The following is a 22,221-nucleotide window of genomic DNA, read 5'->3' on the forward strand; positions in this document are numbered from 1 at the left end:
AGCTATTGTTCTAAAGTCGCTGTTTCAGCAGAAGGTAAAAGGCAGAAAGTTGAAGATTGAAGATTTAAGGTAGAAGTCCAACAAACATGAATGCCAGAAAAAGAGTTGTTTATATGGCTATCTAAAATAAGAATTTCTGCCGAATTTTTTCTAACTTCTTCCTTCAAAAAAAGTGCGATCGCTTGAATATTTCAGTCAGTTGAAAAACGCTGACCACAGACTGCGAACAATAAATAACAAAGTGTAGTTGAGGAGAGAACGTGAAACAGCATCTACGGTTAAGTGGAGGACTCTTGTGCAGCGTTGCCGGAGTTCTGATCGTGCAAGCGCCCGTATGGGCCGCGCCGACTCAAGTCACAGGAGTGCAAGTAAGTCAAGGCAATAATGGCGTAAATATTGTCCTGGCTACCGAAAAGGGCGATCGCCCGCAAGTGATCGCCATCAATACCGGCAATACTTACCAAGCCACAATTATCAACACCCAGCTCCGCTTGCCCCAAGGCAACAGCTTCCGGCAAGATAACCCGGCTCCGGGCATTTCCTCGGTACAAGTCAGCCAGGTAGACGGCAACAGCATCCGCGTTGTGGTAGCAGGAACCAACGGAGTTCCCAACGGACAAGTTGTGCCCGGACAAGGCCAAAGCATCGTCCTCAGCGTTGCCGGACAGGGCGGCACAGTGCAGTCTGCCCAAGTCGCTTCTGCGCCCCCGCCGCCTCCGGGACTGCCGCTGAGCCCATCAACTCCTCGACCGGCTCCCCAAATTCGCACCTCGCAAACCCCGGGCGTGATGCTGCCAAATCCCGAAGTTACTGTCACTAGGAACGATCGCCCGCCCCTCCCCAGCGAAATACAATCTCAGAACAATCAAGCTGCGCCTTTCCAGCCGCGAGCCGTAGCGCCGCCCTTAGGAGATATCGCCGTATCTAACATCGCGCCTGCTGGGGCAAATATCGAACTGAGTTCGGGAGAACGCATCCCCCGCTTGGTACTGCGCGATGCCCCAGTCCGCGACGTGTTAGCTCTGCTGGCCCGCGCAGCAGGATTGAACATTGCTTTTACAGGCGGCGGAGCCCCCGGTCAACCGGGCCAGCCGGCGGCTGCTCCGGGAGCAGCAGGAGGCTCTGATGAAGGGCCGAAGATTTCCTTGGACATCGAAAATGAGTCGGTGCAAGATGTTTTTAATTACGTGCTGCGGATCAGCGGACTGCAAGCCAACCGCGTCGGGCGCACGATTTTTGTGGGCACTAATTTGCCACTAGACTCGCGCAATATCATCGTTCGGACTCTGCGGCTCAATCAAGTCAGATCTACCGATGCAGCTAACTTTTTGAGCGCTCAAGGTGCGGAAACTCAACTCCCGATTACTCGGGTGACTATTCAAACCGTGGGCCAGGGAAATACGGCGCGGGATGTGGAAATTCGGGAACCGGACATTAAGGTGATCGGCGCGAGGGACGGCAACGGGCCGCTGTTGCTGAGGGGACTGTCGGTGCTGGCTGATGCGAGGCTCAATTCGATCACTTTGGTGGGCGATCCGCGCAAAGTTGATATTGCGGTAGCTTTCTTGAGTCAGCTAGATCTGCGCCGCCGTCAAGTGGCTGTCAACGTCAAGGTGATCGATGTCAACTTGTTGGGAAACAACAGAACTAACAGCAGTTTCTCTTTCGGAATTAATAACAATTTCTTTGTCAATGACAACGGAGTAGCAAGTCTCAATTTTGGCGGGTTGCAGCCGCCTACCGTAACTGATATCAACAATGGCAGCCGATTGGGTCGGCCGCTCGTCCCGAACCCCATCGGAACTCAGCAGCCTTTCTACGATCCGAGGGGTAATCTAATCAACGTGCCGCTCACAGGACAGGGCGGCGGGTTGTTCGTCCAGCCGACAGCGCCGATTACTAATGACCCCACGCGAGTCGGGATTAGCGATTACACGCCGTTTAACCCTGCAACCGTGAATTCTGTGGGAAGTGCGACTTTCGCCCTGTTCCCGCTGTTCCAATATCCGAGGAGGCTGCTGTCAGCGCTGCAGGCAACTATTGAAAGCCGGAATGCCAAAATCCTGACCGATCCGACTCTGGTGGTTCAAGAAGGAGAAACGGCGAATGTGAATATTACTGATGAGGTGATCACTAACATCACCTCGCAAACGCAGACTACCGGAAATACAAGTACCACAACGGTGACGGCCGTCAAAGACAAGGCAGGTTTGCAGTTGGGGGTGGCGATCGATCGGGTTGACGATAATGGTTTTGTCTCTCTGCGGGTGAACCCGATTATCAGGACACCAGGCGGCACTCAAGACCTGATTACGGGCGGGAATTCCACAAATCAGATCAGGCTGCTGGGCGAGCGTTCGTTGCAATCGGGGCTAATTCGCCTGCGGGACGGTCAGACTTTGATTGTTTCGGGGATTATCCGCGACGAAGAACGGGTTACAGCGAACAAAATCCCAATTTTGGGAGATCTGCCGATTATCGGTTCGCTGTTCAGGAGTACAAATAAGACCAACGAGCGGGCGGAGTTGATTGTATTGCTGACTCCGCAGATTTTGGATGATAGCGATCGATCGAACTTTGGCTATCAAAACAGCATCAGTCCCGACGCCCGCCAACTGTTGCAGCGCAGTCAGCCCGTTCAGCCGAGACAGTAGGAAGTTCGGCAACGAGCAAGGTGCGGGATTTCACGGATTTCACGGATGCAACTACTCGTTACCAGGCTGGAGCCTGGTAACGCAGATCCGGAGGCTCTGCCTCCTATGATCCTGGCGAGGCAGAGCCTCTGGACATAGGTTCCCAGGCTCCAGCCTGGGAACCAGTTAACAATTGTTGACACCAATCGGAAAAAGTCCGAGGTTCGAGGGAAAGAAATTTTTCTTTTCCCCTTGACAATTCAGACTTTGTTCCTTTAAAGTCACCTTCTTTCTCTCAGAAGGAATCAGGAATTAGGAAAAAAAGTTTTGTTAAACCCTTGACAAATGACATTTTATTCTTTCCATTTCCGCTTATTTTTCCATTTCAAATCCACTCCCGGCGAGAAATCTTGTCTCCGAGGTGGTATTTTTTTACCTAAATTTGGGGATTAATTCTAAAAAGTTGGCAAGTTCCATATAAATTAAAGGTTCCACCGATCCATAAGGGTCGGCAAGACTTTAGAATAATGCAGTGAAAATTAGATGCTGTCGGGTTTTCAGCAGTTAGAAACAAAAATTCCTTTTCTGACCAATTACCCTAGGGTAATTGGTATTCAGCAGGAGTTCTTAATTGGGGAAGCGGGCTGGAGCAATAGGGGACTACCCAAATCTCCTCACCCCAACTCCAATACAGTTGATAACTCACAGCTAATAATTGAAATCTGTTTGACGTATTTTGCAAATCCCAGAAGGAGTGCGCAATGAACAAAGGTGAATTGGTTGATGCAGTCGCGGAAAAGGCTAGCGTGACGAAAAAACAGGCAGATGCTGTTTTGAGTGCAGCCTTGGAAGCAATCATGGAGGCTGTCTCCGAGGGCGACAAGGTGACGCTGGTCGGTTTTGGCTCGTTTGAGTCGCGGGAACGCAAAGCCCGTGAGGGTCGCAATCCTAAAACTGGCGACAAGATGGAAATCCCGGCAACCAGAGTTCCTGCATTTTCCGCAGGCAAGTTGTTTAAGGACAGAGTTGCACCGCCGAAAGAACCCAAAATTTAATTGGTGAACTGAGTCTTGATTAGACCTGTACACGGTGGGAATTTAGCTTGGGCCGCCGCACTGGCTGGCTGCCCAGCCTCTGCTATTCTCGATTTTTCTGCCAGTATCAGTCCTTTGGGCCCTCCTGAGTCGGCCCTGGCTGCGATTCAAGCTCATTTGAGCAGTCTCACGGCTTACCCAGACCCGGATTATGGAGAGCTGAGGACTGCTTTGGGTGAGGCGTTTAATGTTGACCCGGATTGGATTTTGCCGGGGAATGGTTCGGCGGAATTGTTGACTTGGGCGGCTCTTGATTTGTCGAAGCTGGAGGCGACTTATTTGGTGACTCCGGCTTTTGGCGATTACTGGCGGGCTCTGAAGGCTTTTGGCGCGCAGGTGCTGGATTGTCCTTTGGAGCTGAAATCGTTGGACTGGGAGACTGGAAGCGGGTTAGTAACGGATGATTTGTCGGTTTCTGACCGTTCTTTTGTCTCTCCTTCTCTGGCTCTCCCGGTTCCTGTTGCTCTGGATGCCGATCGAGGTTTGCTGCTGAACAACCCGCACAATCCGACGGGTTTGCTGTTCGCTAGGGAGGCGATTCGCCCTTATTTGGAGCAGTTAGGTCTGGTGGTGGTGGATGAGGCCTTTATGGACTTTCTACCGCCTGCGAAGCAGGAAACTTTGATCGCACAGGTTGAGGAGTTTCCGAATTTGGTGATTTTACGATCGCTCACCAAATTCTATTCTCTGCCGGGACTGCGGATGGGATGTGCGATCGCCCATCCCGACATCCTGCGCCGCTGGCAGTTGCTGCGCGATCCTTGGCCTGTGAATGCCTTGGCTGCGGCAGCAGCAGCCGCTGTGGTGCGAGATACCGCTTTTGAACGGCAAACTTGGGATTGGCTGCCTGTGGCTCGACGAGAGCTATTTGAGGGTTTGGCTAATTTACCCGGTTTGCGGCCAATTGCCGGGGCAGCTAATTTTTTGTTGGTTGAGTCGTCGGTGTCGGTGGCTGCGATGCAAAAAAGTCTGTTGCAACAACACCGGATTTTGATTCGCGATTGTTTGAGTTTTCCTGAGTTGGGCGATCAATTTTTTCGGGTAGCCGTGCGCGAGAGGGCGGACAATCTGCGATTGATTGCTGGACTTGCCGAAGTTATTAGCCGTTAACTCGGAAATTACGGATAATAAGAAGTGTTTGTAGTGAAGACTTTAGTTCTCTGATTTTCATGAGAAATAAAGTCCTTACTACCAACAGTTTTTATTAAACTTTTTCTATAAATCGGTTTGCGAAACTACTGATAAAAAATGCTTTTGAAACTGATCGGGATGCTTCCAATACTGACTAATGACTACTGACTAATGACTAATGACTACTGACTACTGACTACTGACTACTGACTACTGACTACTGACTACTGACTTTTTTATTTATGCTTGATTATGATTTAGTGATTATTGGTGGAACTGCGGCCGGACGTTATGCTGCTTTGACTGCAACTAATTTCCCGGCCCGGATTGCTTTGGTGGAACCGTTAAGTAATTCCCAAGATTTGCCGAGTGGTGGGAAAGAGTCGATCGACCTTGGTTTAAGATACAGCCAAACTTTGAGCGAAGCCGCTCGTTTTGCCCAGCAGATTAGCCGCCAACAGTTCGGGGTTCGGTGGGAAGTGGCTAATTCAGAAATGCCGATCGAATTGCGGTTTGATTGGGCTCGGAAGTGGGCTGAAGGTGTTGTGGCTAATTTAGAAGAAATTGATGATCTCGGCGTTTTGGCTGCTCGCGGGGTCGATATTATTTTTGGTAGCTGCGAGTTTGTTGCCAAACCGCATTTGGCTTTGGTTGTGGGCGACAGGAAATTGCGATCGCGCTGTTATTTGCTAGCTTGTCCAACAATGCCTGCAATTCCCAATATTGAAGGACTTTCGTCTGCGGGCTTTTTTACTTCGGAAACTGTCGGAGAATTAGCAAAACTTCCACAGCTTCCTAAGACTTTGGCTGTAGTCGGCGGCGATCCCAGCGGTGTTGAAGTGGCTCAAACTTTTGCTCGATTAGGGGTTGCTGTGACGCTTGCGGTCAAGGGTTCCCACATTTTGACGAAAGAAGACCGGGAGGCTGCTGGCTTGGTTCAAGCTGCAATGGAAGCCGAAGGAGTGCGGATTCTGACTGCTACTGAGGTGACTCAAGCTCGGGTGATTGAGGGTAAAAAGTGGATTCAAGCTGGGCCAAGGGCGATCGAGACTGAGGAGATTTTTCTCGCCGCGGGCCGCGGGCATAATTTTGCATCGTTAAATCTCGAAGCGGCTAGGGTTAAATTTAGCGATCGCGGGTTGATTTTAAATGAAAAGCTGCAAACAACTAATTCGCGCATTTATGCTTGTGGTGATGTTGCTGGAGGTTATTCGTTCCCTCACATTGCTAATTGCGAAGCTGCTGTTGCTGTGAAAAATGCTTTGTTTTTACCCTTGTTTCACATAGATTATCGCGGGATTCCTTGGGCGATTTTTTCCGAGCCGCAGTTGGCGAGGGTTGGCTTGACTGAAGCGCAAGCAAGGCGGCGTTTTGGAGATGATTTGATTGTGGCTCGGGAATATTTTAAGAATGTTGAAAGAGCTCAAATGTCCGGTGAGACGACTGGTTTTTGTAAGATTGTCGGGCGGCGCAACGGGGAGATTTTGGGAGCGAGTATTGTGGGGCCACAAGCTGCTGAGTTGATTCATGCGATCGCCCTGGCTGTGCGTCACGGAATGAAGGTTGAGGCGATCGCGGAACTTCCTTATATTTGGTCAAGTTTTTCGGCAATTAGCGGTCAAACTGCTGCCGTTTGGGAGTCAGAGCGCCTCCGCAGCAATACTTTTATCCAGAATTTGTGGGAGAATTTGTTTCACTGGCGCAGGTATTGGAAATGAACAAATTGGTCATTGGTCATTGGTCATTGGGCATTGGGCATTGGCCAAACAGGGCATTGGGCATTGGGCATTGGTCATTGGTCATTGGTCAGTAGTCATTGGTCATTGGTCAGTAGTCAGTAGTCAGTAGACCTGAATTGCAAAAATCGCTTTCTAATCTTGAAATTATCTGCGTTTATCTGTGTTAATCTGCCTCACATCTGCGGTCGATCGATTAATCAAATATTTAGGCAAGAGGTTTATTGGTGATTGGTCATTGGTAAACTGAGATACTTGATTTGTTAAAAATTATAAATTCTCATCAATTTTAATCAAAAACCCTTGATTTAGTTGCCGCTATGGAAGATAATAATCAAGGTCAAAAACTAAAAATAGTTGAGACACGCTACTAACTACCCGAGGTCGGATTCATGGATTGCAAAACTGCTACTTTAGTTTACGAAACAGGAAATCCCCTGGAAAAGATTCGCGAGATGTTTCCAGAAGCTTGGCAATTTTTGACAGCTCAGTCTGCGGCTTTTGTGGCAGGGAAAGATGATGCTTTTGATACGGAAATTAAAAAGTCGATCGGCAAAACGTCTTTTCAGTTCAGAATTACTCACCGCGACGATACTGAACAGTTGACAAAGGATATCTCTGAACTGTTGGGCGATATCACTTCTCGCTTACTTTTGGAACAGCATTTTTCTCAAGTTGTCGGTCGTCCTCTTTATTTCAGCACAATTTGCTGTTCCAGTCACCTGACAGCCGATCGCGAATTGACGTTAGATGAAGTTTTGCCAATTCAGCGGGCTGCTGTTAAGTTGCAATAGTTAAGCGGTTGCTCTAATTATTGCGGGCGAGAGTGCAACGCTGGATTTAACGATCGCTGGTACAATGCGATCGCACGCCATTCTCGCCCCTGAAAGGTTTCTCGCCACTGGGCCAACTTGCAGCGCTGCTAAACCACCAGTTACAAATAATTCGCATCCAGGCCAACGCAGGTGTTTGTCTAAAACTGGCAAACCTTTAACTATTTCAATGGGATAGGTTTCTAGCATTTCCTTGAACAAAGGCTCGGCTGTAATATCTAGTTTAGTGCCAGTTGCTAGCCAAATGCGATCGACAAATAAGCTCTCTCCATCGCTGCAATCAACAGTCCATCTATTATCTTCCCACCGAACGCCAACAACTTCGCACTCTTCATGAAATTTCAGCTTTTCGCTGTGGGACAACCTGCGTAACTGCGTCATAATTGCCGGTGTCATCGAGCCACCATTGCGAGCTTGTTGAATAGCTTCCCAACGCTTCTGACAATCTGGTTCCGCGGCGAATCCTTTCAGATATTTTGGCCCCAACCAACCGGGTTCCGCATCAAATAGTTTTTCTTGGAAATAGCGCCGCGTCATTAACAGGACTTTTGCTCCTCTAGCAATTGCTCCTACTGCTAAATGTCCGCTAGTTAGCCCGCCACCGACAATTAATATTTGTTCTCCTGATAATTCTAAATTTCGTAAATCTACTTGATTAGAGTGGCGAATTCTTTCGCCGGGATGCTGTGTTTGAATTTGATTTACCCAGGCTGGTAAATGGGGTTTTCCACTTCCGGCGGCGACAATTACTCGACGGGCGATCGCACTTTTTCCATCTTCAAACCACAGGCGGAAACGGCCGGATTTGGGCTGAATGCGGGTGACTTTTGCTTTGATAACTCGATCGCCCAAATCCCACCGTTTAACTGTATCAGCGCAAAATTCCTCAAATAACCGACTTCCGGGCAAATCGTAGGGGGGAAACAATTCCGAGGAGCGATTTTCGGCAAACCTCCGCAATTCGTAAGGGTTGGGATCTGGGTGGTGCACGGCGGGCGATCGCAAATGCCCAATTTCTAAAGCAGCAAATTGCCTCCGCCACTCAGTCAGCCATTCGCCGCTCGGATCGAATGCTAAAAGTTTATCCCGCAGGCTATTGCGTTTTTGCAATATATGTGCAATCAGAGTCAGGGCGTGGGGCCCAGCACCGATGACAGCTAAATCAATTTTGTGCGGCGTGGTTGCTGAGTTCCCTTGCATAGAGAATTGCCAAATTGCGAATGATAACAATTCTCATTATAGATCGATCGGGCATTTCCGTGGACAGCAATCCAGAATAAACTTCAATTGCCAGCATTTCGCTCTCAATTCTTGAATTATCTGCGTTAATCTGTGTTAATCTGCCTCACATCTGCGGTTAAGCTATCAATTTCAGAATCAAGGCAGCGCCACAAACTTGTAATCACTTCCTTGACGCTGAACTTGTACTAAAATCGGTTTACCCGATCGATCGCCCGTTGGCAAAAACCTCACATCCTCACTCGCACCCATAGCCGAAAAATTCTGATTCTTGAGTGCTTGTTTCAATCCTTCCCGCGTATTGCTTTTCTGCAAACCGGCGATGATAGCTTGAGTCGCATCAAAACTCGTTGCGGTGCGCCAATTCACCACGCCTCCCCACCGCTGAATCGCATTCTTAGAAAATGGGTTATTAGGATTGGTGTCAGGATGCCACGGAACGGGCAAAACCAGCCCGTCAACGTCTTTCTGCCCGTTTTTTACCGTGTCAAATGTGTACATCGTAGTGCTGCCGTAGAGTGGTAATTTGGCTGGATTAGCCTTGGCTAGGTCGATCGCGCGATCGATGCGATCGATATGAGGCGCTATCATTAACGCTTGTGCACCTTTGCTAACAGCATCAGCAACGCTAGCGCTCGAATTAAATCCTGGCGTTGAAAAGTCACAAACCGTAGGCACTACCTTGCCACCCAAAGCCGAAAACGACGAAACAAATTCATCTTTAAACGATACATTATCGGGAGCTTGAGAGTCATAACAGATAGCAACAGTAGTTTTGCCAGCTTTCTTAACCATATATTCTGCTAAAGGAGCAGCCATCGATTGAATCGCCGGGATTGTCCGAAAAATGTAGCTGCCAAAACCTGATAAATTGTTAGCAAAGCTAGTTGGTGTCACCATCACCAATTTGTTTTCTTGATAGATGGGAGCAGCAGCTAAAGAGGCATTGCTCGCATTGTGTCCGACGACTGCTAAAATTTTCGGGTCATTTACGAATCCGGTTGCAAGTTCTTTTGCAAAACTTTCACTATTGTCATCATTCGCAATCAAAACTTGCAAACTCGCACCATTAATGCCTCCTCTAGAATTAGCTTCCTCTTGAGCTTGGGCTACTCCTCGAAGAATTTCTTGCGCTACATTCGGGTTAGTTCCAATGGGAACGCTGACGGCAATTTTCAGAGGATTATTATCGTTTGCTTTGGCATTGTTCAAATAAATTACTGTCTCTGGATCGTTGCGATTTTGTTGCAGCGATGCCTGAAAGTTTTTGAAAGCTTCTTTGTAATCTCCCTTAGCAAAAGCTTGAACACCTGCTTGTTTTCCTGCTGTTGTTTGCGATTGCACCAATATTTTGTTTCCTAAACTGAGGCGAGTATCGATAGAACCAGATGTAGTAGGTGTATCTGGATTTCCGCCCTTGAATAAGCTGGGAATAAACTTGAATGCGCCAATGGCAATTAAAGCAAATGCAACAATAAAAACAATTGGCGGTGGGCCTTTTCTTTTTGTAGGATCTTGCATGATTAGTTCTCCTGAGTTTAATATTGTTTTGAGGCTTGGATTTCGGGTAGGCATTCCCTGGCAGAATGGAATAAATCGGCTAAAGCCGGGAATGCTCCGGTTGTCAACCTATAGAAATATCTAGTAGCTTGGATTGCGACCGACTTTTGTAGTAGCTGCTCAGTGCTGCTATCAGTTGATGTATTGATTATGAATAAAAGCTTTGTTAAAGTCAATTCATAAATTCATTATATGAACTCATAAAAGTCATATTATTGAGTTCATAAAAGTCATATTTGTGAATATTATTTTCAATAACTCATATCATGTTAGTTGCATTACCCTAATAAAACCTGTTTGATCCTTCGGACTTTAGTCCTCAGATTTTGCGGACTAAAGTCCTCACTACAAACCAATTTTAGTGCGATCGCTCTCTTCGGATATAATAGAATTCTTCGGCAATACTTTGTAGGCGGCTCAAAATAGCAGTTGGCCGATCGCTCTTTTCCCACATAAATCAGGTGCTCCGCGCACACCCGGAGTAGAAAGTTGGAGTAACATACAGCAAAAGCACCCTAAGTTAATAAGGTGCTGGTGGTGCATTGGATTTTTAGATCTACGGAGAGGGTGGGATTTGAACCCACGTTAAGGTTGCCCCTAAAGTAGTTTTCGAGACTACCGCATTCAACCGCTCTGCCACCTCTCCAATTGACTTGAGATGCGAGCTAAAAATATCTTACCGCACAGTGCACCACATTGTAAATCCTTACAGAAAAGAAGTTTGATTTTCTTCCGACTCCAGAGTCGTCTTAAATCCCGCTGCTGGCGTCCACTGGAGGGCTCCGTCGCGCCCTGTCCAGAAAATCTGGGTTTTGCTTTGGCGCAGTTGGGCTGCGGTTTCTGGGTCGATTTCGTCCGCTGAGGCGATCGCCACCTGCGGCCCAACTGCGCCCAATAACTCGGCCGTCAGGGGTTTTCCCGACCACAACAGCACTTGTGTCCGCTTCACTGTTCCCGTTGCTGCCAATCTCTTTGATAACATACTTTGCGCTTCCGGTGTCATGTCACCGACAAACAACCAAGTGCGCTCGCCCACCAGCAATTCTACCACCGGAATCTCAGCATTCACTAACTGCAACCGCGTCGAACCCAGATTAACTGTACTGTTAGTTTCTAAAGGAAAGTAAACGCCTTGGCGAGATTGCACAGCCGTCATAAATTCCCGATCGCTGCCGCCGTGAATTTGTGTGGCATCTTTGCTATCATAAAACGTTTTAATTGGCAAGCGATCTAGTAATTTTCCCCAACCGCCACTCAAACCTAAATGACCGTGAGTGGCGATCGCAAAATTTACAGAATTAACTCCTTGCTGCTGCAAAAAAGGCAACACTGTAAACCTCACAGTATTTTCATCGCCACTATTAATCAGCGCCACTTTTCCCCGATCTTGAATTACCAAAACAGGTTCGTCAGATGTCGCCAGCAAAGTAACTTGAAACAAAGATGCTTGAACGTGCCAAGCTGGCAAAACTATGATAGTAATTCCCGCCATCAGCGCCAGCGGTAAAATCCAAGCCGCAGAAAAACTCGGCAGCACAAAAATTCTGCTTTTCTGCTTTTTCCCTCTCTCTTTTCCCTGATTTTTCTTCCTACCTACTTCCCTCTTCCCTCTTGTTTCCTGCTTCCTCCTTCTATCCGTTACATCCGTTAAATCCCGTACAGTGCTCGTTGCCGAACTGACATCCGTTACATCCGCTACAGAATCCGTTGCCGAACTTCCCCCCAGCCAAACCCAGCAGATTAAACCGTAAAGCGCGATTAGCTGAAACACCGATACTTGACCGACAGCTACCGAATTACCGGGCAATTGCGAGAAATATTGGGCGATCGCAATTAACCACCTTGCAGGATACTCCAACACTTGCACCAAAACACTACCAGCCAGCGGAAAAATCAATCCAGCTAAAGCGCTAACCATCCCACCAATACTCAAAATCCACAGCAAAGGAGCCGCAATAATATTGACTAAAATACTGTAAGGTGATACCACACTAAAAACGTAAAGTAGTAGTGGCAGCACCCAAACTGAAGCGGCGATGGGAATCACAACAATCGAAGCGATCGCAGGCGGCATCCAATCAAACATTGCCATCAGCGGCGGCGCTGTCACCACTAATCCCAAAGTCGCCAAAAAACTCAGTTGAAAACCTAAATCCCAAATCCACAAAGGGTTAACTAGCAGTAAAATAGTAGCAGCGATTAACAACAATCCTAATGGCTTAACTTCACGACTTAGCAGCAAAGCAAATAGTGTGCCAAATCCCATCACAGCGGCGCGGCAGATAGAAGCTTCAAAGCCTGTTAATCCCACGAGCAAAAATAAGGCGCCGACGCCAAAACAGAATTGTAACTGTTTGGAAAAACGCCTGGTTAAAGCTATCACTAAACCCAAAACCATTGAGACTTGAGTGCCGGAAGCTGCGATCGCGTGGGCCAATCCAGCTTGCACAAAAGAGTCGCGGATGTTGTAAGGTAAATCTACTGCTTGTTTGCCCAGGGCGATCGCACTGATCAACGGCCCTTCGGGAACATTCAACTGCGATAGTTGCGATCGCACGATCCGCTGCCGCATAGCTTGAATTTGCGATGGCCGCATCCCGCTTGACTCCCACAAAGCAGCCGTTTTGCTGTTAAGTCGATTGACATCCGCGATCGCATTTTCTCTCTTCCAGTCAATCTGACGCCCTTTAAGCCCTGCAAAAGCCCCTTCTCGGGCTAAATATGCTCGAAAATCAAACGCCCCCGGATTCGACGGCGGCTGCGGTTTGTACAGCGAGCCCACAACTGCGATCGTATTGTCGGCGTACAGGCCCGTTGCTTGCAGCAGAGGCACTGTCACGTAGAGTTTGCCGGATACTTCGCGGTTGACGACTACTCCTCCCTCGCTGCCGTTTATTTCGCTAACTAAATCTGTGTCTAGCCAAAATTGCGATCGACCACTTCGAGTCAATCGGGGTGTACTGACAACTCTACCGCGAACTGTCACCGCCACTTCTTGAGTATTTCCACCAACGGGAATCAACTTGCTGATGTCATTAATTGTCGGTTGGGGCGATCGCACTGCCAAATAAAAGCTAGCGAGAAATGCCGTCAAACCCGCCACTGCCCACACCCATTTTGCTCTCGGCAGCCTCTCCAGCAAACTCAATTCTTCCCTCGCCTCAAAGGGTTCTACAACAATATTTTCTTTGGTTCTGCTGCGTCTTTTCTTAGTGCTTTTGAGAGAATTCCTAGTATACTTTAACAACAATTTAGGCATGGCGACTGCGATCGCTATTCCCACAGCAAGTATCCCGTACCTACCCCAGGAAACCCCTGTAGAAATCAATCCTACAATGTATGCAAGACAGAAAATGACACCCGTTGCTTGATTCATTAATTAGTAAGTGATTAGCAATTCTTACTGTCAAAAATAGAGTTTATTTTACTTTCTAAAGCCTAACAAATTAAGCTCAGAAAATAGAAAAAAATTCGCTTTGACAACCTATTCAGCAGATAAGATTGCACTCATTCGCAAACTATCTTGAAATTATCTGCGTTGATCTGCGTTTATCTACCTTGCATCTGCGGTTGACTGGCTCTATCAAAGATTTATGCAAGAGGTCTAGTATTTAAATTGTATATCAAGAAATAATCAAACTCTTGTGGGGTGGGCTTCTAGCCCGCCCCGAATATGCAATTTAAATCCTCAACAGCTTAGCTTAAATAGACAAACCCAATTTTAAACCGAAAGCCGCGTGCAACACCATAAGTGCTAAAGCCGTCGTACCCAAATAAGCATGAACCGCGCGCAGGGCCAGCTTATTGCCCCCAAAACCCGTCAGCGAAATCAAGCTACCAACAGCCAGCAAAACTAGCACTCCCGAACCCGTCCAAAAGTGCGGGCTTTCCATGACTGGCTGGTGCTGCATTACCAGCGACAATAAGCCGCCTGTATAGCCCAAAGCTAGAAACAGAAACATCCACGGTGCCAGCTTGCGGTGATCCGATCGACTTTTGAGCGCCACATCTTTATCGGCTGCCAAACGTCCCTGCCATCCCGTATACCCGACAAAACTGCCCATTGCCACAACCACAATCCCCATCATTACAGGATGTCCCCAATGCGTAATCGGTTCGGGAATTCCCAGACTGCGAAATTGGCTGGCGATGGGTTCTAGAAGTTCGCTTAAATTTACCATTTGATTTTGATTCCAAGCTTAGCGATAAATATTTTTGGACTAATTCTTAAAATATAATAAAATACTTAGTATGGCAACTGCGATCGCGCACTTTCAAAAGCAGTTTAACCTGACAGCAAAACATTTCTCACAAGCCTATATTTACACAAAACTTAGCCGGCGTTAGCCGGCTGTGAGATTTTTACAGCAGCAATGCTGTTTCAAGTTAATTGTTAGCCTTATGCGCTAAATCGCCAAGCAAAAATAAACGCAATTCGCCCGTACGTCACACCCCGGGGCGGCTTTTCGCCCAATCTTCACAGCCTCATCCTCACTCTGGATGTAAATTTTACCTATCTACTCAAAGTTAATTAAATTCCTTGACTTTTGAATGCCAAAGCGAGAAATTAACCTGGCAGCAGATGAGCAGTGGCACTTATACATTTTGCGCATCGCTCTCAAGGGAGAGTCAACTGCTGCACAAAAAATTAGAGGTTTCAACTATGAGACTTCTTGGATCGATTATGCAGTCTGCCCGGGCAGACTTCCATCGACTGAGTGCGAGACTGAGCCCCTGAAGGCACCCTGAAAGCACCCTTGTCGGTTGAGCTGCCATCGCCGGCGCAGCGCGCTAACCCTCTCAACTTACTCGCTGGGGATTCGGTTTTAGTCCGCAAGCAACGACTTTCGCGCTTAGCCTTCTCAGTAACCCTGCAATCGCTAAACTCTCTGCGCCGTCGCCACAGTAGCTTCCGAAGGTTGGATCTGATACTTTACGAGATTTGCCAGTTCTTGCAACTGACTAATCGCCTCTGCACCTTCTAGTTTCATCAGTTCGCGATCGTCCCGCATCTCAGTCCAAGTAATTCCGTAATCTGACACTAAAAATCGAATCAGATGGTTGTCCGTCAAACTGACCATAAATGAGGCACTGTTCATCTGACCCCCGCAAGTATAGCAGGATGCCAGATAACCCCGACGCTCTAGCACGATCGCCAAAGCCTGAAGGTTCATTACCAAATCTTGGACGAATTTACGGTGTTGTTCTGCAAGTCTCAGAAACACAGTTTTTCTCCTATCACCACGCCGTTAATTTTACACCCAATTTAATAATTTCTTAAACATTGGGTTTTTAGGTGCTGGTTCAGTATACGTTTAGTATGCTCAAAAAAAATCGGATTAGCGACCTCTTCAGCTTACTTATACTAGACTAACCGAGTTGCGCTCCTAACTAAGTATCAGCAACGACATTCAGCCAAAACACGCTGTCATCCGGGACTCCAGCCGGAAAATTCGCCTGCTATGACGGCTGATTCAGCCCTGGGACAGCCCAAAGATACAAATAACTAATCATAGCAATGGAATTAGTTAAGTATAAGAGTTCAATCGCCTTGGGGATACTCCTCCCAAAGCGTTGTAGTCTGCCGCAAGCTGCGAAAATCGCCATTCCCCAAAATCAAGTGATCCAGCAGCGGAATCGACAAAAACTGGGCTCCCGCCAGCAACTGTCGCGTCAAAGCAATATCCTCCGGGCTCGGATCTACAATTCCCGAGGGGTGATTGTGCGAGATAATTGCCCGCGTCGCCCCTTGGCGGATCACCTCCCGAAAAATATCCCTCGGGTGAGCTAAAGTTTCCGTAGCTGTGCCGATCGTAATTACCTGAGTTCCCAGCAGCCGATTCTTCACATCCAGCAGCACCACAGCGAAACGCTCCTGAGACTGCCACATCAAATCCTGACTCAGAGCATCCGCAGCAGCCTGCGGAGAGTCAACCACCGCCATGTCGGGCGGCCGCGACTGAAACACCCGCTTACCCAACTCCACCGCAGCCAAAATCGAAGTAGCCTTGGCTGGGCCGATCCCGTGAATCTGCGTCAACTCCTGCACGCTAATACTCCGCAGCACACCCAGAGGGTCACGGGAATGCAAGCTCAACTGATTTAAAATATACTGTCCCAGCCCGACGGCCGAAAGTTTGCCTGGGCCCTGACCGGTACCCAGCAGAATCGCAATCAATTCCGCAGTCGCCAAACTTTTCGGGCCACCGGCCATCAGTCGCTCCCGCGGCCGTTCACTGGTTGGCAAATCGACAATTCTCAAGCTGTAAGTCATAGATGCACTCTTTACCGCAAGCTCAACAATTACATAATTTTAGCCGATCGATTTCCTGGTTCAAATCAGTAGAATCACCCAAAAAAGCCAACGGATTAACCCAGGCTTTGGGCGCGTGCAAATCTAAGGTAGCGTTTCACAAGCGATCGAGTCTTTATCTCGATCGAGCTTAAACGGATCGCCATTCGCGGTAAAATTATTGATAATTAATATCATTAATTTTTAGAGAGCATCCAGCCATGACCATCACCCTGACGGAGAAAGAGAATCGGGAACTGTGGGCGGAAGCTAACCACAATTACTCACAACCATCGGGAACAGAGCCATTTGAAATCATCAGTGAAATGCCCAAGCAACTCGGTAAAGGCTATATGCGGGATATTGAAGTGCATCCTCATCTCTGGCTTACGATTTTGGACTATGAATATCACGATGATGTCGTACATAAAGGCATTGAGTGGGATCACCCACTGCAATTTTTCGTTCTCCTTTCCGGCAAAGTCATAGACGAAGATGGGGGGCAGGTAGGGGAAGGATGTACGTGTATTTCTGCTAGCGGTATTCAACGCAAAATGCTTACAAAATCCCCCAAATCTCGACGGGTGGGCGTTGACATTCATATGCCTCCTGACTTGCTGGCAACTTTTTTCCCCGATGAAACAGGAGAAATTCCCCAGCAGTTGCGTCTGTTGGCAAAGGGTAATGATTGGCAGACTTTGCTCTACCCGGAAACTACGGCGGCTATTCAGGGAGTAGCACAGCAAATTGTCAACTGTCCTTTCCAGGGAATCACAAAGCGGATGTATTTACAGGGTAAGGTGTTGGAACTAATGGCGTTGCAGTTAGCTCCCATCTTATCTGCTCAAGACGGACTGCAACCGGAGCCGCGATTGAAGATAGACACCATCGCCCGGATTCATCTGGCTAGGGAAATTTTAGTGGCACGTTTGGAGAATCCGCCGTCATTGCTGGAGTTAGCGCAAAGTGTCGGGGTGAGCGATCGCACTCTGCAACGTGGATTTAAGGAAATGTTTGGCAAAACAGCATTTAGCTACCTGAGAGATAAACGTATGGAATCGGCAGAGCAGTTATTGCGTCAAGGAAACATAACTATTACTGAGGTTGCTCACCGAGTTGGTTATTCCGAGCCAAGACGCTTTGCTGAAGCCTTTAAGCGCAGGTTTGGTATCACGCCCAGCGGATGTTTATTTGGTAGAAAGTCGTTTTCAGGCACATAATGCGGTTTTAGGCATAGACGCACTTGCGATTCATTCTCTATACTCAGCTCCATTGAATTAGAAACTATTTGCAGTAATCGAGTTTGGGTCTAACACCTAATAACTCTTGAAGCACCCCACCCGCGCTGTCGCGACCTTCCCCTTGGTAAGGAGAGGGTTGGGGAAGGGCATAGGTGTCAACTTAAGCCTGAAAGCCTTGATAAATCTCGGTTTTACCTGAGTCCAGATCCCCCTCGCATCCCCCTTAAGAAGGGGGACTTTGAGTAAGTTCTTGTCCCCCCCTTGCTTTCGGGGGGCTAGGGGGGATCTAGATTTAATAGTCAAACAGCATTCTGTGACTGGGTTTCAGCCTTAAGTTGACACCTATGGGGGGAGCGATATTACTGCAAAGCGGATTAATTCAGTCAAGTTCTGCAAAAAGCTGGTGTATTAGGAGTTGCTATGAAGCGTTGGTGTTTGTCTGGTAGTGTGCGACTGTGGTTTTTACTGTGTCTGTCGGGATGCTTGAATGCTGTTGCAATTGGGCCGGGATGGGCAGAAATTCAACCAATGGGTGAAAAGCAGGAAGTCGAAAGTCAGGAAAATTTACAACCTCTGTTGACAGGAAAAATTCGGCAATTGAGTGAAGTTGAGCCTCCCAGCACTAGCGCCCAAATGCTGGTGCAGTCGCCAGCACCAACTAACCCCCCTTCCGTCCCAGGGTGGTTTCATTCTCACCAGAAACGTGAATTTTTTAGGGGTAGTGCCCCCGTGCCTACCCCCGACCCAGACGATTCGCGAGGCAGGTCAGACCCAGAGGGCCGGCACGGGGGCACGGCCCCTAGGTCGAATGAAACAGCCCTGCCTTCCGTCCCCCCTTACCAAGGCCAGGGGGGTGAAATTGTGCAAGTTACATCGGCAGAAATTCAACCAATGGGTGAAAAGCAGGAAGTCGAAAGTCAGGAAAATTTACAATCTCTGTTGACAGGAAAAATTCGGCAATTGAGTGAAGTTGAGCATCCCAGCACTAGCGCCAGATTGCTGGTGCAGTCGCCAGTACCCCAAACAGCCCCCTCATCAGAAATTGTACAGGTGACGTCCGTGCAAGCTAGACCCACAGAGAAAGGTGTGGAGGTGATTTTACAGACGACTCAAAGAGAACGACTGCAAATCACCGATCGCAGTGCTGAGAATAACTTTATCGCTGATATTCCTAATGCACAACTGCGGTTAACCAGTGGCGATGCTTTTACATTCCGCTCGGAAAAACCAGTTGAGGGAATTACTGAGATAACTGTCACAAATCTGGATGCCAATACTATTCGGGTGACGGTGGTAGGTGATAAAACTTTACCAACGGTTGAGTTATTTAATGATGATGCAGGTCTGGTTTTTGGTGTAACTTCTGCTGCAATTGCGACTCCGCCTCCACTGCAACCAGAACCAGAGCAGCCCACGAGTGAGACACCGCAAGAGGAACCATCGGCACAAACTGATCGGCGGCCAATTGAGTTAGTCGTGACGGGTCAGCAAGATGCCTATCGAGTGCCGAATACCAGCGTGGGAACGCGAACTGATACACCATTGCGGGATATTCCCCAATCAATTCAAGTTGTGCCGCAAGAGGTGTTGCGCGATCAAAATGTGACCCGTCAAGAAGAAGCCCTAAGGAATGTTAGTGGTGTGGTTACGGGAAATCCTCCCTACTATCAAGGGAGTTTCTACCGAATTCGCGGTTTTCTTATCGAGAATTTTTCAGGTAATAATCTAACAAATGGCATACCTGACTTCGTGGGTGGTCTTTCGACTGGGTTTTCCAATGTTGAAAGAGTAGAAGTCCTTAAAGGTCCAGCCTCCGTTTTATTTGGGCAGGGCAGTCCCGGTGGAACAATCAATACCGTCACAAAACAGCCCTTACGTGAACCGTTCTATGAGCTCAATGCCACAATTGGCAATTATGATTTCTACCAAGGTGGAATTGATTTGTCTGGACCACTAGACAATCGTGGCAATGTTCTATACCGATTAAATACATCCTATAGAAGTGCTGGTAGTTCTATTGATCTCATAGAAAATAAAAATTTTCAGATAGCTCCTGTCTTGAGTTGGGCGATTAGTGATAGAACAAAGTTGACCCTTGAAGGGGATTATGTCAACGATAGTGTTCCTCCCCCAACGGGTGTGCCAGCTCTTGGATCTGTACTTCCCAATCCTAACGGAAAAATATCACGTAACCGCAACTACAACGAGTCTAACGCCAGTCAACAAGTGAATCTTGGTCGAGTTGGATATAGATTAGAGCATCAGTTCAGTGATTCCTGGTCACTACGTAATGCTTTTTCTGCATCATTTTATGACTTAAAAGTATCCAATCTTGCTTTGCCATCTGGTCTACAGTCTGACAATCGCACGCTAAATCGTCGATTCCTGGACACAACACGCGATATTACTTCTTACGTACTCGCATCGGATGTAACTGGGAAATTGTCAACTGGATCAATTGAACACCAGTTGACACTTGGATTTGATTTTAACGATTTCTACAATAGAGATACTGGCAATGCAGTAACTGGTTCGCCGATTGATATATTCAACCCTGTTTTTGGGCAGATTGTTGCGCCTACTCCTCTTTTCGCGTTTGATAATGCTACTGACAGGACAGCATTAGGAATCTATGCTCAAGATCAGATTACAATAGCGGAAAATTTGAAGCTACTACTAGGTTTACGTTTTGATACGTTCAATCAGACAGTTAAGGATCGAGAAGGTGGCACGGAACAAAATCAATCGGAAAATTCTTTTAGTCCTCGTGTTGGTATTGTTTATCAACCCATTCGACCGATTTCCCTTTATGCCAGCTACAGCCAATCTTTTTCTCCTGTTATTGGGCGCAGTTTTGAAAACGCACAGTTTCAACCAGAAAGAGGTACACAATATGAAGTTGGGGTAAAAGCAGATTTAAGTGACAGATTATCTGCAACACTTGCATTCTACGATCTACTCCTCTCCAATGTTTTAACCGACGATCCAGTCAATCCTGACTTTTCTGTTCAAACAGGCAAACAACGTAGCAGAGGTATAGAGATGAATCTGTCAGGTGAAATCTTACCAGGATGGAATATCATTACTGGCTATGCTTACACTGATGCTCGCATCGAAGAAGATAATGCTCTGCCTGTAGGAAATCGACTTTCTAACATACCAAAACATTCTTTCAATTTGTGGACAACCTATGAGATTCAAGCGGGTAACTTAAAAGGACTGGGTTTTGGCTTAGGGCTTTTCTATGTTGGTGAACGTCAAGGTGATTTGGCAAATTCCTTTGAGATACCTGGCTATTTACGGACAGATGCCGCCATTTTTTACAAACGAGATAATTGGAGAGCAGCGCTCAATGTCAGGAATCTATTCGGGGTAGACTATTTTGAAAGTTCTTTTAATCGAAATCGGCTTTTTGCTGGAGAAGACCTTACAATTCAAGGTACGATTTCTTGGCAATTCTAACAGTCAAGGAAAGAGACGAAGATACATAAGCCGCTTCGTCACTTGGCTATCTTTGGGCATGATGGGACTTTTGCTTGTCACAGCCTGTACTCCTAAAGATCGCCACAACATTCAAATACCTATTGAATCGGGCATTGCAGAGTGCCATTCGTTTCAGCACGTTATGGGTGAAACTTGTATTCCTACTGCCCCGAAACGTATCATTACATTATCTGCCTTAACTCTCAATAATGCCCTTCTTCTGGGAGTAAAACCCCTTGGCAGCACTCATTTTCTAGACGATCATAAGTTACTTATCAGCAATGGCATAGAATATTTGGGACCTTCTCAACCTAATCTAGAGAAGATATCCTTGCTTAAGCCAGATTTGATTTTAGGCTGGGAAAACATTGACAAGAGTGTTTACCCCTTACTTTCAAAAATTGCTCCTACCGTGTTGGGAAAATGGGAAGAACCTCTGGATTGGTCAAAGCACTTTGATTTTGTCGCTCAGGTTTTAGGTAAGGAAAAAGAAGCCAAAGAAGCGTGGCAGAATTACTACAAAAAAATTGAAACCTTGAAAATAGCTTTGGGCATTGACGCGACCTCTTTAGAAGAGAATGGCTACCAGGGACAAGAAATTTCATTTATCAACATACATTTTGGTAATCGTGGTGTTGGGAGTGATGTGAAAAACTCGTTTGCTGGTTCTATTCTAGATGCTGTTGGCTTACAGCGTCCAACAGCACAGAATATTAATGCTCCCTATGGACAGCTCAGTATTTCTGAAGAGGAATTAGAGAAGGCTGATGGAGACGTGCTATTTGTTTCTATTATTAGAAATAACGCCAAAGAAGCTTTTGCAAAAATTCAGAAAAACCCCCTTTGGAGACAGCTTAATGCAGTTCAGAAAAATCATGTTTATTTAGTTGATCCTTCGACCTGGACTGGTTCAAGTTTAACTGCGGCAAATGCTGTCCTTGATGATCTCTACAAATACCTCGTCAACGCACCTTAAACC

General features: G+C 47.2%; 15 protein-coding genes and 1 tRNA gene. 8 read left to right on the top strand and 8 right to left on the bottom strand.

The features are described 5' to 3' along the window. Positions 1–260: 260 nt before the first annotated feature. From QUB68_RS17570 to QUB68_RS17590, 5 genes are all read left to right on the top strand, one after another. On the top strand, positions 261–2,654 hold the full coding sequence (locus QUB68_RS17570) for an AMIN domain-containing protein (protein WP_332994839.1): 2,394 nt from the start codon (positions 261–263) through the stop codon (positions 2,652–2,654). A 701-nt stretch (positions 2,655–3,355) separates the two neighbouring features. Continuing rightward, on the top strand, positions 3,356–3,688 hold the full coding sequence (locus tag QUB68_RS17575) for an HU family DNA-binding protein (protein ID WP_332995191.1): 333 nt from the start codon (positions 3,356–3,358) through the stop codon (positions 3,686–3,688). 15 nt (positions 3,689–3,703) lie between these two features. Then, the gene (gene cobD / locus QUB68_RS17580; protein WP_332994840.1) at positions 3,704–4,837 is read left to right on the top strand and encodes a threonine-phosphate decarboxylase CobD; all 1,134 of its coding nucleotides are present in this window, start codon (positions 3,704–3,706) and stop codon (positions 4,835–4,837) included. 263 nt (positions 4,838–5,100) lie between these two features. Continuing rightward, the gene (locus QUB68_RS17585; protein WP_332994843.1) at positions 5,101–6,576 is read left to right on the top strand and encodes a dihydrolipoyl dehydrogenase family protein; all 1,476 of its coding nucleotides are present in this window, start codon (positions 5,101–5,103) and stop codon (positions 6,574–6,576) included. 410 nt (positions 6,577–6,986) lie between these two features. After that, on the top strand, positions 6,987–7,388 hold the full coding sequence (locus QUB68_RS17590) for a hypothetical protein (protein ID WP_332994846.1): 402 nt from the start codon (positions 6,987–6,989) through the stop codon (positions 7,386–7,388). Here the strand turns inward: QUB68_RS17590 and QUB68_RS17595 are convergent, their stop codons facing one another. From QUB68_RS17595 to QUB68_RS17630, 8 genes are all read right to left on the bottom strand, one after another. Continuing rightward, complete coding sequence (locus QUB68_RS17595) at positions 7,389–8,627, bottom strand: FAD/NAD(P)-binding protein (RefSeq protein WP_332994849.1); 1,239 nt, start codon at positions 8,625–8,627, stop codon at positions 7,389–7,391. A 177-nt stretch (positions 8,628–8,804) separates the two neighbouring features. Then, a complete protein-coding gene (locus tag QUB68_RS17600) occupies positions 8,805–10,187 on the bottom strand; it encodes an ABC transporter substrate-binding protein (RefSeq protein ID WP_332994850.1) in 1,383 nt (460 codons plus the stop codon). A 598-nt stretch (positions 10,188–10,785) separates the two neighbouring features. Next, positions 10,786–10,872, bottom strand: a tRNA-Ser gene (locus tag QUB68_RS17605). Positions 10,873–10,932: 60 nt separating this feature from the next. Then, the gene (locus QUB68_RS17610; RefSeq protein ID WP_332994853.1) at positions 10,933–13,602 is read right to left on the bottom strand and encodes a ComEC/Rec2 family competence protein; all 2,670 of its coding nucleotides are present in this window, start codon (positions 13,600–13,602) and stop codon (positions 10,933–10,935) included. A 325-nt stretch (positions 13,603–13,927) separates the two neighbouring features. Beyond that, positions 13,928–14,407 carry a DUF4079 domain-containing protein gene (locus QUB68_RS17615; RefSeq protein ID WP_106333139.1) on the bottom strand — a complete coding sequence of 160 codons (480 nt, stop codon included), beginning with the start codon at positions 14,405–14,407 and terminating at the stop codon, positions 13,928–13,930. Positions 14,408–15,106: 699 nt separating this feature from the next. Continuing rightward, positions 15,107–15,451 (bottom strand): DUF1815 family protein, encoded by a 345-nt coding sequence (locus QUB68_RS17620; RefSeq protein WP_332994858.1) that lies wholly within the window; start codon positions 15,449–15,451, stop codon positions 15,107–15,109. A 317-nt stretch (positions 15,452–15,768) separates the two neighbouring features. After that, on the bottom strand, positions 15,769–16,500 hold the full coding sequence (gene radC / locus QUB68_RS17625; protein WP_332994860.1) for a RadC family protein: 732 nt from the start codon (positions 16,498–16,500) through the stop codon (positions 15,769–15,771). A 123-nt stretch (positions 16,501–16,623) separates the two neighbouring features. After that, the gene (locus tag QUB68_RS17630; RefSeq protein WP_332994862.1) at positions 16,624–16,716 is read right to left on the bottom strand and encodes an excalibur calcium-binding domain-containing protein; all 93 of its coding nucleotides are present in this window, start codon (positions 16,714–16,716) and stop codon (positions 16,624–16,626) included. A gap of 23 nt (positions 16,717–16,739) precedes the next feature. Here QUB68_RS17630 and QUB68_RS17635 point away from each other — a divergent pair, with 23 nt between their 5' ends. The 3 genes from QUB68_RS17635 to QUB68_RS17645 all read left to right on the top strand — a co-directional run bounded on the left by QUB68_RS17635 (position 16,740) and on the right by QUB68_RS17645 (position 22,218). Next, positions 16,740–17,738 (top strand): AraC family transcriptional regulator, encoded by a 999-nt coding sequence (locus tag QUB68_RS17635; RefSeq protein WP_332994864.1) that lies wholly within the window; start codon positions 16,740–16,742, stop codon positions 17,736–17,738. An 882-nt stretch (positions 17,739–18,620) separates the two neighbouring features. Then, entirely contained in the window at positions 18,621–21,221 is a 2,601-nt protein-coding gene (locus QUB68_RS17640; protein WP_332994867.1) for a TonB-dependent siderophore receptor, read from the top strand. Then, positions 21,142–22,218, top strand: a complete 1,077-nt coding sequence (locus tag QUB68_RS17645; RefSeq protein WP_332994869.1) for an iron-siderophore ABC transporter substrate-binding protein — start codon at positions 21,142–21,144, stop codon at positions 22,216–22,218. The genes QUB68_RS17640 and QUB68_RS17645 overlap by 80 nt, the downstream gene beginning before the upstream one ends. The last annotated feature ends 3 nt before the right edge of the window (positions 22,219–22,221 follow it).

Source organism: Microcoleus sp. A006_D1, from assembly GCF_036702805.1.
GTDB lineage: Bacteria > Cyanobacteriota > Cyanobacteriia > Cyanobacteriales > Microcoleaceae > Microcoleus.

Coding starts and splice junctions, on each gene's coding strand:
- QUB68_RS17590 (WP_332994846.1), top strand. CDS start 6,987: ATGGATTGCAAAACTGCTACTTTAGTTTACGAAACAGGAAATCCCCTG.
- QUB68_RS17615 (WP_106333139.1), bottom strand. CDS start 14,407: ATGGTAAATTTAAGCGAACTTCTAGAACCCATCGCCAGCCAATTTCGC.
- QUB68_RS17585 (WP_332994843.1), top strand. CDS start 5,101: ATGCTTGATTATGATTTAGTGATTATTGGTGGAACTGCGGCCGGACGT.
- QUB68_RS17610 (WP_332994853.1), bottom strand. CDS start 13,602: ATGAATCAAGCAACGGGTGTCATTTTCTGTCTTGCATACATTGTAGGA.
- radC (WP_332994860.1), bottom strand. CDS start 16,500: ATGACTTACAGCTTGAGAATTGTCGATTTGCCAACCAGTGAACGGCCG.
- QUB68_RS17635 (WP_332994864.1), top strand. CDS start 16,740: ATGACCATCACCCTGACGGAGAAAGAGAATCGGGAACTGTGGGCGGAA.
- QUB68_RS17600 (WP_332994850.1), bottom strand. CDS start 10,187: ATGCAAGATCCTACAAAAAGAAAAGGCCCACCGCCAATTGTTTTTATT.
- QUB68_RS17595 (WP_332994849.1), bottom strand. CDS start 8,627: ATGCAAGGGAACTCAGCAACCACGCCGCACAAAATTGATTTAGCTGTC.
- QUB68_RS17630 (WP_332994862.1), bottom strand. CDS start 16,716: ATGATATTAATTATCAATAATTTTACCGCGAATGGCGATCCGTTTAAG.